Origin of the sequence: Flavobacterium nitrogenifigens (genome assembly GCF_003254565.1) — a bacterium.
Taxonomy (GTDB): Bacteria; Bacteroidota; Bacteroidia; order Flavobacteriales; family Flavobacteriaceae; genus Flavobacterium; species Flavobacterium nitrogenifigens.
Window position 1 is genome coordinate 45,767 of the sequence record NZ_QJRI01000179.1, and the last position, 13,839, is coordinate 59,605.

At 32.7% G+C, this 13,839-nt stretch carries 15 protein-coding genes; 12 read left to right on the forward strand and 3 right to left on the reverse strand.

From position 1 onward, the window contains the following. Positions 1–57: 57 nt before the first annotated feature. From DM397_RS17390 to DM397_RS17400, 3 genes are all read right to left on the reverse strand, one after another. A complete protein-coding gene (locus DM397_RS17390) occupies positions 58–402 on the reverse strand; it encodes a hypothetical protein (protein ID WP_239457875.1) in 345 nt (114 codons plus the stop codon). Between the two features lie 231 nt (positions 403–633). Next, the gene (locus DM397_RS17395) at positions 634–942 is read right to left on the reverse strand and encodes a hypothetical protein (RefSeq protein WP_111378759.1); all 309 of its coding nucleotides are present in this window, start codon (positions 940–942) and stop codon (positions 634–636) included. A 182-nt stretch (positions 943–1,124) separates the two neighbouring features. After that, positions 1,125–2,177, reverse strand: a complete 1,053-nt coding sequence (locus tag DM397_RS17400) for a 2Fe-2S iron-sulfur cluster-binding protein (RefSeq protein ID WP_111378760.1) — start codon at positions 2,175–2,177, stop codon at positions 1,125–1,127. 127 nt (positions 2,178–2,304) lie between these two features. Between DM397_RS17400 and DM397_RS17405 the strand changes: the two genes are divergently transcribed. The 12 genes from DM397_RS17405 (at position 2,305) to atpG (ending at position 13,535) form a co-directional block, all read left to right on the forward strand. Beyond that, the gene (locus DM397_RS17405) at positions 2,305–3,765 is read left to right on the forward strand and encodes a DUF5687 family protein (RefSeq protein ID WP_111378761.1); all 1,461 of its coding nucleotides are present in this window, start codon (positions 2,305–2,307) and stop codon (positions 3,763–3,765) included. A gap of 82 nt (positions 3,766–3,847) precedes the next feature. Continuing rightward, complete coding sequence (locus DM397_RS17410) at positions 3,848–4,543, forward strand: ABC transporter ATP-binding protein (RefSeq protein WP_111378762.1); 696 nt, start codon at positions 3,848–3,850, stop codon at positions 4,541–4,543. 141 nt (positions 4,544–4,684) lie between these two features. Beyond that, positions 4,685–7,246 (forward strand): type IX secretion system periplasmic lipoprotein PorW/SprE, encoded by a 2,562-nt coding sequence (gene porW, locus DM397_RS17415; RefSeq protein ID WP_455550117.1) that lies wholly within the window; start codon positions 4,685–4,687, stop codon positions 7,244–7,246. Positions 7,247–7,258: 12 nt separating this feature from the next. Then, positions 7,259–7,657 carry a bactofilin family protein gene (locus DM397_RS17420; RefSeq protein ID WP_111368379.1) on the forward strand — a complete coding sequence of 133 codons (399 nt, stop codon included), beginning with the start codon at positions 7,259–7,261 and terminating at the stop codon, positions 7,655–7,657. Further along, complete coding sequence (locus DM397_RS17425; RefSeq protein WP_111378764.1) at positions 7,638–7,865, forward strand: AtpZ/AtpI family protein; 228 nt, start codon at positions 7,638–7,640, stop codon at positions 7,863–7,865. The genes DM397_RS17420 and DM397_RS17425 overlap by 20 nt, the downstream gene beginning before the upstream one ends. 57 nt (positions 7,866–7,922) lie before the next feature. Beyond that, the gene (locus DM397_RS17430; protein WP_111378765.1) at positions 7,923–8,315 is read left to right on the forward strand and encodes a hypothetical protein; all 393 of its coding nucleotides are present in this window, start codon (positions 7,923–7,925) and stop codon (positions 8,313–8,315) included. 118 nt (positions 8,316–8,433) lie between these two features. Continuing rightward, positions 8,434–9,609 (forward strand): F0F1 ATP synthase subunit A, encoded by a 1,176-nt coding sequence (gene atpB / locus DM397_RS17435; protein WP_111378766.1) that lies wholly within the window; start codon positions 8,434–8,436, stop codon positions 9,607–9,609. Positions 9,610–9,643: 34 nt separating this feature from the next. Continuing rightward, positions 9,644–9,841: an ATP synthase F0 subunit C gene (gene atpE, locus DM397_RS17440; RefSeq protein ID WP_008465835.1), complete on the forward strand. Its 198-nt coding sequence runs from the start codon at positions 9,644–9,646 to the stop codon at positions 9,839–9,841. Positions 9,842–9,931: 90 nt separating this feature from the next. Further along, the gene (locus DM397_RS17445) at positions 9,932–10,432 is read left to right on the forward strand and encodes a F0F1 ATP synthase subunit B (protein ID WP_095930604.1); all 501 of its coding nucleotides are present in this window, start codon (positions 9,932–9,934) and stop codon (positions 10,430–10,432) included. 4 nt (positions 10,433–10,436) lie between these two features. Further along, entirely contained in the window at positions 10,437–10,970 is a 534-nt protein-coding gene (gene atpH / locus DM397_RS17450; protein ID WP_111378767.1) for an ATP synthase F1 subunit delta, read from the forward strand. Positions 10,971–11,007: 37 nt separating this feature from the next. Beyond that, positions 11,008–12,585, forward strand: coding sequence for a F0F1 ATP synthase subunit alpha (gene atpA / locus DM397_RS17455; RefSeq protein WP_111378768.1), 1,578 nt, complete (start codon positions 11,008–11,010; stop codon positions 12,583–12,585). A gap of 89 nt (positions 12,586–12,674) precedes the next feature. Next, the gene (gene atpG, locus DM397_RS17460; protein ID WP_111378769.1) at positions 12,675–13,535 is read left to right on the forward strand and encodes an ATP synthase F1 subunit gamma; all 861 of its coding nucleotides are present in this window, start codon (positions 12,675–12,677) and stop codon (positions 13,533–13,535) included. Positions 13,536–13,839 lie beyond the last annotated feature (304 nt).

Here is a 13,839-nt window from a genome sequence, read left to right on the forward strand (position 1 = left end):
TTATTGTGATCCTATAAATATTTTACCCCGCTGGGGCATTTGCTACAAAACAATATTTTAAGCAATATTTTTGTTTAGATCGTATCTTTCATTAGAATCAAGGAAAGAATATCCTATTGTTTTTTTTCTTTTTTTGTTTACTATAATGGAGACAAAGTTATTTTTGTCTTCGGTTGACAATAGAATGTGTTCAAATTTATTGGATGAATCTCTGTAAACTTTATAAATTAAGTCATGATCTTTAATTTTTTTAGATAAAACTTTAGCCGATTTAAGTTTACTTACATATGGCCAAATATTAAAAACATTCGAATCGGTCTTTTTTATTTCCACCATTTTTTCGGTCAAAGTTGAATTGTATTTCTCTCTTTCAAGCAACTTTGGGGCCTTTTTGTTTTTCATTTTTATAATAACTGCCAGAACACATAGTGAAGCAGTTACAGCCAGCATAATAAATAGATAGAGATGAAAGTGTTGTACGTGAGCTGTCATGATATTTAATGTTTTAAATGTTTGACAAATTTTATTTAGCTCTGTAAAATCTCAAAACTATGAGATTGAGATTGCCATAATTTTACCTCTAATTTAATGAAAAATCGGCAATATTTCGATAAATTTTTGCTTTTATTTCAATTACAGCCAAATCTTCTCATCACGGCAGCGACGATAAATATAGCTTTTTAGATTTGCGATGGTTTCTTGGTAATTGGGTGCGTCATAACCATATCGTTCATGTTCCATTTGTTCTCTTTCAATGGCATCACATCCTTTTATAACTTCTTTGATCATATCAAGTAAAGCAAGTTCTTTATTGTCCGTTTTTTGAAATTTAAGTTCAACAATATCATCCTGAAGTTCTTCACAGTAATCAACCAGTTTCATAACTTCAGGTTCGTCCAGAAGATATTCTTTGTTTCTAAAAATTTCTCGTACCGATTTCATAAACAATTAATTTTCAATTTTTAAATTCCAAATTCCAATTTAAAGGGATGTAAATGTAGTTTTATCTTTATCAAGGATTTAAACTTTAACAAAGATTAAAAATAAGAATCGGAGAAAAAAAAAATCCAAACCCCAATTGTAAAGTTGGAATTTGGAATTTTTTGATATTGGAATTTTATAGACTAAACGTCGTCGTAATCAACATAAATAGTTTCTGATGTTGGATGCGCTTGACATGTTAAAATTAAGCCTTCAGCAATTTCGCTGTCTGTTAAAATAGAATTTTTAGTCATTTCCGCGGTTCCTTTTGTAACGCGCCCTAAACAGCTGCTGCAGATTCCGCCTTGGCAAGAATATGGAGCATCAACGCCTTGTTTTAGTGCAGCATCAAGAATAGTTTGTTTTTTAGACATTTCAAAAGTAGTTTCTTCATCGTCTACCAAAACAGTAATTTTTGTGTGCCCTTCTTGAGAACCCTGAATTGCATGCTCTTCAGAAGAAGAGGTAAACAATTCAAATTTAATAGCAGATTCTTTTACATTTTTCTCTTTCAAAACATTAGAAACAGTGTTAATCATGTCTTCTGGTCCGCAAAGGAAAAACTTATCAAATTGAAGTTCTTTGTGTTTGTTGTTTAATACAAAATTCACAGCCGATTTTTCAATTCGTCCAAATAAAGCATTTTCAGCTTTTGCCTGGCTATACACATTATGTACAAAAAATCTGCCTACATATTGCAATTGCAGATCATGAAGTTCTTGGTGAAAGATTGTACTTTCAGGAGTTTTGTTTCCATAAACCAATACAAATGAGCTTTTTGGCTCATTTTTAAGAACCGATTTTATAATAGAAAGAACTGGAGTGATTCCGCTTCCTGCAGCAAATGCTGCGTAATTTTTTTGTCTTTCTGCATCTGGTTCAAAAGTAAATTTACCTTCTGGCTGACCTACTTCAAGAACATCTCCTGCTTTGAGTTTCGTATTAGCAAACTGAGAAAAAAGACCATTTTTTACTGCTTTTACAGCAATTCTTAATTCGCCGCTGTCAGGTGCAGAGCAAATAGAATAAGCACGTCTAATTTCTTGGTTGTCAAGAGTTAATTTTAAATTTATATATTGACCAGCTATAAATTTATAGTCAGATTTTAGTTCTTCAGGAACATTAAAAAGAATAGAAACAGCATCTGCAGTCTCGCGTTTAACCTCTTTAATTATAAGTTTTAAGAATGAAGGCATGATAGAATTTTTATGCAAAAGTAGCAAACCACTATTAAAATTTTAGCACGAAATTATTTTTTTTAACTTTTTTTGTAACGTTTTCCTACATTTGGTCTCTTACTACAAAAAAACTAAACTATAAACCATGATTAAGAAGTTTATTTATCTCGAATGGAAAGCCTTTATAAGATCAGCTTCGTTCGGTAAAAATCTGGCAATGAAAATAATAATAGGTTTTCTGATGATCTATTTTTCATTAATTTTTGTCGCAATGGGCGTTGGAGCATTTTATGTTCTTAAAGACATGAATTTGGAACCTTTGGTTACGATAAACAAATTTTTGATTTATTATTTCTTGTTTGATTTAGTAATTAGACTGTTACTTCAATCAATACCAGTTTTAAACATCAAACCATTATTAGTTTTGCCTTTTAAAAAGCCAGTAATTGTTCACTTTTCACTTGGAAAAACAGTTCTGTCTTTTTTTAATTGGGTTCACGCATTGTTTTTTGTTCCTTTTTCAGTTGTTTTAATTTTGGAAGGATATGATGTTGTGGGAATCTTTTTTTGGTATGTGGGGGCGATGTCTTTTATTTATATCAACAACTTTTTAAATATTATTTTAAGCAATATAGACAAATTATTTGTTGTGTTTGTTGCATTAATTGTGGCTTTGGCGGGAGCGCAATACTATCAATTATTTGACATTACAACATTTACGACTCCATTCTTTCAGAGTTTTTATGATATTGAAGGAGTATTTTTAATTCCTGTCATTATCTTAATTGGTTTATATGCTTTCACTTTCAAGTATTTTAAAAATAATTTATATCTCGACGCCGGACTTTCTGTAAAACATGATGAAGCCTCTACAGAAAATCTTTCTTGGTTAAACCAGTTTGGGACTTTAGGAACTTTCTTAAAAAATGATATCAAACTCATCAAAAGAAACAAAAGGTCAAAAACTACTATAGTAATGAGTGTGATCTTTTTATTCTACGGATTGATTTTTTTCGGAAATACGCATCAGCCGCCAGCTATGCAAATTTTTGCTGGAATATTTGTTTCAGGAGGATTTCTATTTGTCTTTGGACAGTTTGTACCAAGTTGGGACAGTTCGTATTATCAATTAATGATGACTCAGAATATTCCGTATAGAGGTTATATTACCTCAAAATGGTGGCTCATCGTTATTGCAACTTTCATTTCGACTATACTGGCCTCTTTTTATCTGCTTTATGGATGGGAAGTATATCTAACAATTGTAGTAGGTGCAATTTATAATATAGGGGTCAATTCTCATTTGGTTCTTTTGGGAGGAGCATTTACCAAAACGCCAATTGATTTAAGCAATGCAGGTGGGGCTTTTGGAGATAAAAAAGCATTCAATGTAAGCGCAATGCTTTTATCTCTCCCAAAAATATTTTTGCCATTATTGTTGTATTGGTTAGGATTACGCTTTGCAGATAAAACAGTGGCTTTAAGCTTGGTTGCGGGAGCTGGTATCTTGGGTTTTATTTTTAAAGAAAAAGTGTTTTCATTAATAGAAAGAAGATACAAAATTGAGAAATACAGTACAATAAGTGCTTATAAGCAAAAGAGTTAATTAGATAATTTGCCAATTTGAAAATGAGATAATTATCTCTATTTTAAATTTAAAATCTGAAATCAACAATTTAAAAATTATTATGATACAAGTAAATCAGCTTTCAAAAACATATAACGGAACCACAGTTTTAAATATTAATGATCTAGAAATTCCAAAGGGGCAAAGTTTTGGCTTGGTAGGAAATAACGGAGCAGGAAAAACAACTTTCTTCAGTTTGCTTTTAGACCTTATCCAACCATCAACAGGACATATAAAAAGTAATGATATTCAGGTAAATGCAAGTGAGAATTGGAAATCTTTTACAGGATCATTTTTAGATGAAAATTTCCTTATCGGATATTTGACTCCAGAAGAATATTTTTATTTTATTGGCGATTTACGCAATCAAAACAAAGCAGATATTGATGCACTGTTAGCAAAATATGAAGAGTTTTTTAATGGTGAAATTTTAAAGAATAAAAAATACCTTCGTGACTTGTCTAAAGGAAACCAGAAAAAAGTTGGAATTATTGCGACCTTAATTGGAAACCCAGAAGTTGTAATTTTGGATGAGCCTTTTGCAAATCTCGACCCAACTACAGTTAGCCGATTAAAAAAAATTATTAGAGAATTGGCCGATAATCCAAATGTAACTGTTTTGGTTTCAAGCCATGATTTACAGCATACAGTGGAGGTTTGCGATAGAATTGTTGCGCTTAACAAGGGAGAAATTGTAAAAGATATTCAGACCTCAAAAGAGACCTTACAAGAATTAGAATTATTTTTTGCGGTGTAAGAATTTCTATATTTCAAAAAGAAGCGTATTTTTACAAGTGATTATACTAAAATTGGTTTTTAGTAGTTATGTGTTTTAAACTCTTTTCTATTGAAAAAGAATACTCTTAAATATAGTTTTATTCCGATTTTTTTATTCTTTTTGATAGCTTGTTCTACCAAAAAAAATACCTTTTTGGCTCGAAGTTCTCACTCGATTGGGACAAAATATAATATTCTTTATAACGGAGGAATTGGCCTTGATAAAGGTTTAAAGTCTATTCAGGCCAATAACGAAGATAATTTTTGGAAACTGCTGCCTATTGAAAAAATGCAGTTTGATGAAAATTTTTCTGAAGGTGAAAAAGCTAAAAATCCTGACTTTGAAAAGGCAGAGACAAAAGCTACAAAAGCCATTCAGAAGCACTCCATGAATATAGGCGGAAGAGAAAGAAACTGGCAGATTGATGAGGCGTATCTTATGCTTGGAAAAGCAAGATATTATGATCAGCGTTTTATTCCGGCAATTGAAGCATTCAATTATATTTTATACAAATATCCAGAAAGCAATAACATTTATACCGCAAAAATCTGGCGTGAAAAAACCAATATGCGTTTAGGCAATGACGCAATTGCGCTTAAAAACATTAAAATCTTACTTAAAAAAACAGATTTAGATAAACAGACTTATGCTGATGCCAATGCGCTTTTGGCAGAAGCTTATCTGAATTTAGAACAAAAAGATAGCGCCGTTTCTAAACTTAAAGTTGCGGAGCAATTTACTAAGAGTAACGAAGAACGTGCAAGATATCGTTTTATTCTTGGCCAGATGTATCAGGCAGAAGGGCAGCGTGACAGCGCCATTTATTTTTATAATGCTGTAATTGATTTAAACAGAAAAGCAGATCGTAAGTATATGATGCACGCTTACGCGAAAAAAGCACAGATGTTCGATTATGAAAATGGTGATAAGAATATGTTTATTGAAGCTTACAATAAACTGGTAGAAAATAGAGAGAACCGTCCATACTATGACCTTTTGTTTTATGAAATGGGAGTTTTCTTCGAGAAAAATAAAGACCAAGAAAATGCATTATTGTTCTACAATAAGTCTTTAGGAAGAAAGTCAAAAGACCCATACTTGATGGCTTCTGCTTACAGAAACATTGGAAACATGTATTTTAAAAATACAGACTATACAATGGCAGCAAAGTATTATGATAGTACTTTGGTAAAGCTAGATCCTAAAACTCGAGAATTTGCCTTTATAGAAAAAAACAGAAAAAATCTTGATAATGTAATTAAATATGAAGCCATTGCGAAACGTAATGACAGTATTATTAAGGTATACAATCTGCCACCAAACGAAAAGAAAGATTATTTCGAAAATTATATAGCAGAACTTAAAAAGAAAGACGAAGCGAAAAGACTTTTAGAGGAAAAAGAAAAAGAGCGATTGGCCAATATTGATCGAAATTCCCAAGGAGAGTTTTCAGGAAATGGAGCTGTAAATCCTAATTCTTTAGGTAAACCAGTAGAACCAGAAGGAATTGGTATGCCTCCTGGCGGGAATGATAATGCAAGTACATTTTATTTTTACAATCCGACAACTGTTGCTTACGGAAAACTACAATTTAAAAAAATGTGGGGAAGCAGAACATTGGGCGGAAATTGGAGATTGGCAGGAGTAAAATCTGCAAACGATGCAGCAATGAACGACACCATTAATACGAAAGAAGTTGCCAATGCACTTAAGGACACTATTGTTCCAGAAAAATATACTGTAGCATATTATGTAGAACAGCTTCCAACTTCGCAAGCTGCTATGGATAGTATTGGTAAAGAACGTAATTTTTCATACTATCAATTAGGGCTTATATATAAGGAGAAGTTTAAAGAATACAATTTGGCTAGTGACAAACTAGAGCAGTTGCTTAAAAATAATCCTGAAGAAAAACTGGTATTGCCATCAATGTACAATTTGTACAAAATTTATCAGATTACAAATCCGGCAAAAGCAGAAGCTATAAAAGCAGAAATTTCTACGAAATATCCAGATTCGAGATACGCTCACATTTTAAATAATAAAGAAGACGATCCAAATTCTAGTCCCGATAAAGAATATCAAAAATGGTATAAACTTTTTGAAGAAGAAAAATTCGACGAAGTCCTAGCCAATATTGACAACTTGATTAATCAGTATTCAGGAGATGATATTGTATCGAAATATGAATTGCTAAAAGCCAATACTTTAGGAAAAGTAAATGGCCTAGATGCCTACAAAAAAGGACTTGAGAATGTGGCAGATAATTATCCTAACAGCGAAGAGGGTAAAAATGCCAGAGAAATTCTAGAGAAACAAGTTCCTGTTTTGGAGAAACTTAGTTTTACAACTACCGATACTAAAAACTGGAAAATATTATATCGTATTTCTAATAACGATACAAAAGCAGTCAAAAGAATTGAAGAAGCAATCCGAGTATTTTTATTAGTTGAAAATTACGAAAGATTGACAACATCTCTGGATAAATACAATAAAACAGAAAGTTTTGTAGTTATTCATGGTTTAAAATCTGAGGCTTATGCAAATGATATTGCAGGAGTTTTCAGAGACGATAAAAAATATAAAATCCCAGATCAAGCAATAATAATATCAAATGATAATTACAAGATCGTTCAGATCAAAAAGAATTTGGACGCGTACTTGGCCCCCAAAACCCCTTAAATCTTAACCGCCATGTTTGAAAAAGTAAAGAAAAACGGAACTGAACAATTAGGAAGAACAAATAGAATTGTAGAAGGAACATCAATAGTAGGAGACATAGTCTCAAAAGCCGATTTTAGATTAGACGGCGAATTGATTGGAAACTTTACTTCGCAAGGCAAAATAGTGATTGGGGCCAAAGGAGCCGTAAAAGGAGAAATAATTTGTAACAATGCTGATATTGAAGGAGAATTTCACGGAAAGATAAAAGTTCTGGAAACCCTTAATATTAAATCGACCGCCCAAATACACGGAGAAGTGGCAGTAGGAAAACTTTCAATAGAACCAGGAGCTGACTTCACAGCAACCTGTACCATGCTTGCCCATTCAAATCCTGTAATTATGCTAGAAGATGGAAAAGGAACCGAATAATGATAGAAGAAATAAATGGTTAGCATTTATTAATATTCCCTTTCAAATGGGAGTCATTATTTTTGTATTCTCTTATTTCGGGACTTGGCTTGACGAAAAACATCCGAGCCCGAAAGTTTATTATAATACCATTTTTGTATTGGTAGGTGTTGGAGTTGCATTATATAATGTAATCCGACAAGTAAATGATATCAATAAAACAAAGTAGTTTGTATATAAAATGCCTTGAGATAAAAGTTGCATCTTTGCACAAAAAATATTTCAAATGCTTTCAAAAAATTACAAACCGATTTTTTATTTGTTATGTCTTGCTTTAGGAACATATATTATTCATAAAGCAGTTTTTTTCTTTAGTGAAATTAATACGGAGAACTTTCATTACAGTTTAGAATTACTGTATTTTTCTTTCTTCGCAATTTCGTCTTTATTATACCTTATATTATTAGTAGTAAAAAAGAAGAATTTTGAAATTGTCGGAATGGCATTTTTATTCGGAACTTTTACACAAATGCTATTAGCCTATTTAGCCCTTCAGCCGATCTTAAAAAATAAAACTGGGGAAACCAATGTTGAAAAAGTCAGTTTTTTTATAACATTTGTGCTGTTTTTGTTATTTCAGACGCTTTTAACTGTCCGATTATTAAATGAAAAGCGTTAAAATAACAATTCTTTAAAACAAGGTTTAAAAATAATTTTTCATATCCTTTTGAATATTAATAAAAAATGTACCTTTGCACCAAATTTTAGAAACGTAAAAAAATAAGATTTTCCACGATATGGTGATTTCAAACAAACCACTCAGCTTTATTCTTGCAGCTTTTGTAGCTTCTCTACCTATTATGGGTTTTGCAAATCAAGAGAATGATTCGACGCATGTTCAAACTGAAACGACTCACGAAGAGAAAGTAGTTTCACATAATGCTCACGAAGAAGGAGAGCATGTTGCTCTTGATCCAAAGGCAAAAGTTGATGCATTTATTGATCACCACTTACAAGATTCTCATGACTTTGTTTTCTTTTCAGATGAAAAAGAAAACAAACACTACGGTTTTCCATTACCAGTTATTTTGATTGATGGAGGTTTAAAAGTTTTCTCTTCTTCAAAATTACACCACGGAGAAGAAGTTGCAGAAGTTGACGGTAGCTACTACAAATTAGTTCACGGTAAAATTTACAAAACAGATGCTGCCGGAACAATCAACTTTGATGAGCACGGTCATCCATCAAACGAAAAACCATTAGATTTTTCTATTACTAAAAATGTTGTTTCAATGCTTTTCGTATCAGTACTATTATTCTTTATGTTTACTGGTTTAGCAAAATCATATAAAAAAGGACCGATCCCAACAGGATTTGGTAGAGTTTTAGAACCATTAGTAATTTTCATCAGAGATGAAATTGCAGTTCCTAATATTGGAGAGAAAAAATACCGTAAATATATGGGTTACCTATTAACTGTATTTTTCTTTGTTTGGATTTTAAACTTATTAGGAATGACTCCGCTAGGTATCAACGTAACAGGAAATATTGCTATTACAGTTTGTTTAGCAGCCTTTACATTTATCATTACTCAATTTAGTGCAAACAAAGATTATTGGGGACACATCTTCTGGATGCCAGGAGTACCAGTTCCGATGAAAATTATTTTAGCTCCAATTGAGATTTTAGGAACACTAACAAAACCATTCGCATTATTAATTCGTTTGTACGCAAACATTACTGCGGGTCACGTAGTAATTATGAGTTTAATTGCAATGATTTTTGTTGGAAAAAATTTAGCAGCAGATTTACCAATCTCATTAGGATTAACTTTGTTTATCTCTGTTATTGAAATTTTGGTTGCATTTTTACAAGCGTTTATCTTCACAATGTTATCATCATTGTTTATTGGTATGGCTGTTCAAGATCATGATCACGCTCACCACCATGAAGACGAAACTGCGATTATTTAATTTTAGAAGTTTAATTTTATATATATAAATAGTTATGGGAACAATTCCAACTTTAGTAGGTGCTGGTTTAGTAGTAATCGGTGCAGGTTTAGGTTTAGGTAAAATCGGTGGATCTGCTATGGACGCTATTGCTCGTCAGCCAGAAGCTGCTGGTAAAATTCAAACTGCGATGATTATTATCGCGGCTTTATTAGAAGGTTTAGCATTCGCTGCTTTAATCTTAGGAAAATAATAAAGAGAGAAATAACAGCATCTTTAACGGTTGGTTAAAGATGTTGTTACTTTTAAAAAAGAAATTAAATATTTAATATAGTTATATAAAATGGATAAGTTAATTAACGATTTTTCATTCGGATTATTCTTCTGGCAGGCTTTAATCTTGGTAATATTAATTTTGCTTTTAGTAAAATTTGCTTGGAAACCAATTATGGAATCTATTACTGCAAGAGAAGAAGGTATTAAAAATGCATTGCTTTCTGCTGAAAACGCAAAGAGAGAAATGGAAAATTTACAAGCTGATAATCAAAGAATTTTGAATGAAGCTCGTGCAGAACGTGACGCGATGTTGAAAGAAGCTCGCGAGATGAAAGAGAAAATGATTGCTGATTCTAAAAACGAAGCTCAAGAAGCTGGTCAAAAAATGATTGATCAAGCTAAAGCGGCTATCGAAAGCGAAAAGAATGCTGCAATGGCAGAATTGAAATCTCAAGTTTCAACTCTATCTTTGAGTATTGCTGAGAAATTATTGAAAGAAGAATTATCTAATAAAGAATCTCAAACTAAATTAGTTGAGAAATTATTAGGTGACGTAAAGTTAAACTAAGATTATGGCAAGTACAAGAGCAGCAATTCGTTATGCAAAAGCAATTCTAGACTTAGCAAACTCTAAAGGTGTTGCCGAAGCTGTCAATAACGATATGAAATCAATTGCAAGTGCAATTGAGACAAATCAAGAATTGAGTACATTTATTCAAAATCCAACAACTACTGTTGAAGTTAAAGAAAGTGCTCTTTTAGAAGTTTTTGCAAATGTAAATGGAGTAACTAAAGGTTTGTTCCGTTTATTATTCGAAAACAAAAGATTTGAAATTCTAGATGCAATTGCATTAGAATACAATAAATTATTTGATGAAAACAATGGAGTTGAAGTAGCAAAAGTTACTACAGCTATCCCAATGGATGCTGCTTTAGAAGCTAAAGTTTTGGCAAAAGTTGCAACTTTATCAGATAAAAAAATTACAATAGAAAATGTAGTAGATCCTTCAATTATTGGTGGATTTATTTTGAGAATAGGAGATAATCAGTACAACGCTTCAGTTGCTAACAGATTACAAGTATTAAAAAGAGAGTTAAGTAATTAGTTTTATAACACAAAAAGTGTCTAAATTATAAATTAAGATGGCGGAAATCAAACCTGCTGAAATTTCAGCAATATTAAGAAAGCAAGTAGAAGGTTTTGAATCTGGTGCTACACTAGAGGAAGTAGGATCAGTACTTCAAGTTGGAGACGGTATTGCTCGTGTTTACGGGCTGTCTAATGTACAATATGGAGAGTTAGTGGAATTTGATAACGGTATGGAAGGTATCGTATTAAATCTTGAGGAGGATAATGTTGGGGTTGTATTATTAGGACCATCAACTGGTATTAAAGAAGGATCTACAGCAAAAAGAACTCAACGTATTGCTTCTCTTAAAGTTGGTGAGCAAATGGTAGGACGTGTGGTTAACACTCTTGGTTTTCCAATTGATGGAAAAGGACCAATCGGTGGTGACTTATACGAAATGCCTTTAGAAAGAAAAGCTCCTGGAGTTATTTTCCGTCAACCAGTAACTGAGCCATTACAAACAGGAGTAAAAGCAGTTGATGCTATGATTCCAGTTGGTCGTGGACAACGTGAGCTTGTAATCGGTGACCGTCAAACAGGAAAATCTACTGTTTGTATCGATACAATCTTAAATCAAAAAGAATTCTACGATGCAGGAAAACCTGTATTCTGTATATATGTTGCAATTGGACAAAAAGCTTCAACTGTAGCAGGAATCGCTAAAATGTTAGAAGAAAAAGGAGCAATGGCTTATACAGTTATCGTTGCTGCTAATGCTTCTGACCCAGCTCCAATGCAAGTTTATGCTCCATTCGCTGGTGCTGCAATTGGAGAGTACTTCAGAGATTCTGGTCGTCCAGCTCTTATCGTTTATGATGATTTGTCTAAACAAGCTGTTGCTTACCGTGAGGTTTCTCTTTTATTAAGAAGACCACCGGGACGTGAAGCTTATCCTGGAGACGTTTTCTACTTACACTCTCGTTTATTAGAGCGTGCTTGTAAAGTAATCGCTGATGATGGTATCGCTAAAAACATGAACGATTTACCGGATTCTATTAAGTCTATCGTAAAAGGTGGTGGTTCATTAACGGCGCTACCAATTATCGAAACTCAAGCTGGTGACGTTTCTGCATATATCCCAACAAACGTAATCTCTATTACAGATGGTCAGATTTTCCTTGATGGAGATTTGTTCAACTCTGGGGTTCGTCCTGCAATTAACGTAGGTATCTCTGTATCTCGTGTTGGAGGTAATGCTCAAATTAAATCAATGAAAAAAGTTTCTGGAACTTTAAAATTAGATCAAGCTCAATTCCGTGAATTAGAAGCTTTTGCTAAATTTGGTTCTGACTTAGATTCAGTTACTTTAAACGTAATTGAAAAAGGAAAAAGAAACGTTGAGATCTTGAAACAAGGTTTAAATGATCCTTATACAGTTGAAAACCAAGTAGCAATTATCTACGCTGGTTCTAAAAACTTATTAAGAAATGTTCCTGTTAATAAAGTAAAAGAATTCGAAGCTGATTTCTTAGCGTACTTAAACAGCAAACATAAAGATACACTTAACGCTTTGAAAGCTGGAAAATTAGATGACGCTATTACAGATGTTATCGAAAAAGCAGCAAAAGAAGTTTCAGCAAAATATAACTAATAAGATAATTGGTAAATTAGATAATTAGAAAATGTTAATCATTATTCTAATTATCTAATTTCAAAATTGTCACATTTTCTAATTAATAGATGGCAAATTTAAAGGAAATCCGTAATAGAATTACTTCCGTTTCATCGACGATGCAGATTACATCGGCTATGAAAATGGTTTCTGCTGCAAAGCTGAAGAAAGCACAAGATGCAATCACTGCAATGCGTCCTTATGCCGAGAAATTAACGGAGTTATTGCAAGATCTTTCTGCTACACTAGAAGGTGAAATAGGAGGAGATTACACTACACAACGTGAAGTAAAAAAAGTATTGTTAGTTGCTGTAACTTCAAACAGAGGTTTATGTGGTGCTTTCAATTCGAATATTATTAAAGAGATTAAAAACCGTACTGAGTTTTACGCAGGAAAGCAAGTTGACGTTTTTGCCATTGGTAAAAAAGGGGGGGATGCTTTAATCAAAACGCATAAAATCCACGGTCATCATAATGCAATTTTTGATAATTTGACATTTGAAAATGTTGCTGGAATTGCAGATGATTTAACACAAAAGTTTTTAACTGGAGAATACGACAGAATTGAGTTAGTTTACAATCAGTTTAAAAATGCTGCGACTCAGATTGTTCAAGTAGAGCAGTTTTTACCGTTAGCACCTATTAATACTGATACTGCTGCAGCTTCTGGAGATTATATTTTTGAACCAGGGAAAGAAGAGATTGTATTGGCTTTGATTCCAAAGTCTTTAAAAACACAATTATACAAAGGTATCCGCGATTCATTCGCTTCTGAGCACGGAGCACGTATGACTGCAATGCACAAAGCAACAGATAACGCAACAGCTTTAAGAAACCAATTGAAATTAACTTATAACAAAGCTCGTCAAGCTGCAATTACAAGTGAGATTTTGGAAATTGTTGGTGGAGCAGAAGCTTTAAACGGATAATCTATTCCATAATATATAAAAGAAAAGCCAGCGTTAGCTGGCTTTTCTTTTTATTGGAAGTTTTATTCTTTTTTAAAAATACTTTTATAAAATGGTGATTCTCAAATTATAGTTAAGTTGAGAATCACTACCATTTTATAAAAATAGACAGATAACTCTGTGTGCTTTGTCTTTCATGGGAACAAACTAGCTTTATTAATCCCAGTGCTCTGTTTTTTTAAGGGTTACAATACAGCAGAATCAATCCCTTGTGCTTTGTCTTTTATGGGAACAAACAAGCTTTATCAGTCCCAGTGCTCTGTTT

Excerpts from the sequence above, each read along its gene's own strand:
- DM397_RS17390 (WP_239457875.1), bottom strand. The coding sequence starts at position 402 with ATGAAAAACAAAAAGGCCCCAAAGTTGCTTGAAAGAGAGAAATACAAT.
- DM397_RS17395 (WP_111378759.1), bottom strand. The coding sequence starts at position 942 with ATGAAATCGGTACGAGAAATTTTTAGAAACAAAGAATATCTTCTGGAC.
- DM397_RS17400 (WP_111378760.1), bottom strand. The coding sequence starts at position 2,177 with ATGCCTTCATTCTTAAAACTTATAATTAAAGAGGTTAAACGCGAGACT.
- DM397_RS17405 (WP_111378761.1), top strand. The coding sequence starts at position 2,305 with ATGATTAAGAAGTTTATTTATCTCGAATGGAAAGCCTTTATAAGATCA.
- DM397_RS17410 (WP_111378762.1), top strand. The coding sequence starts at position 3,848 with ATGATACAAGTAAATCAGCTTTCAAAAACATATAACGGAACCACAGTT.
- DM397_RS17420 (WP_111368379.1), top strand. The coding sequence starts at position 7,259 with ATGTTTGAAAAAGTAAAGAAAAACGGAACTGAACAATTAGGAAGAACA.
- DM397_RS17425 (WP_111378764.1), top strand. The coding sequence starts at position 7,638 with ATGGAAAAGGAACCGAATAATGATAGAAGAAATAAATGGTTAGCATTT.
- DM397_RS17430 (WP_111378765.1), top strand. The coding sequence starts at position 7,923 with ATGCTTTCAAAAAATTACAAACCGATTTTTTATTTGTTATGTCTTGCT.
- atpB (WP_111378766.1), top strand. The coding sequence starts at position 8,434 with ATGGTGATTTCAAACAAACCACTCAGCTTTATTCTTGCAGCTTTTGTA.
- atpE (WP_008465835.1), top strand. The coding sequence starts at position 9,644 with ATGGGAACAATTCCAACTTTAGTAGGTGCTGGTTTAGTAGTAATCGGT.
- DM397_RS17445 (WP_095930604.1), top strand. The coding sequence starts at position 9,932 with ATGGATAAGTTAATTAACGATTTTTCATTCGGATTATTCTTCTGGCAG.
- atpH (WP_111378767.1), top strand. The coding sequence starts at position 10,437 with ATGGCAAGTACAAGAGCAGCAATTCGTTATGCAAAAGCAATTCTAGAC.
- atpA (WP_111378768.1), top strand. The coding sequence starts at position 11,008 with ATGGCGGAAATCAAACCTGCTGAAATTTCAGCAATATTAAGAAAGCAA.
- atpG (WP_111378769.1), top strand. The coding sequence starts at position 12,675 with ATGGCAAATTTAAAGGAAATCCGTAATAGAATTACTTCCGTTTCATCG.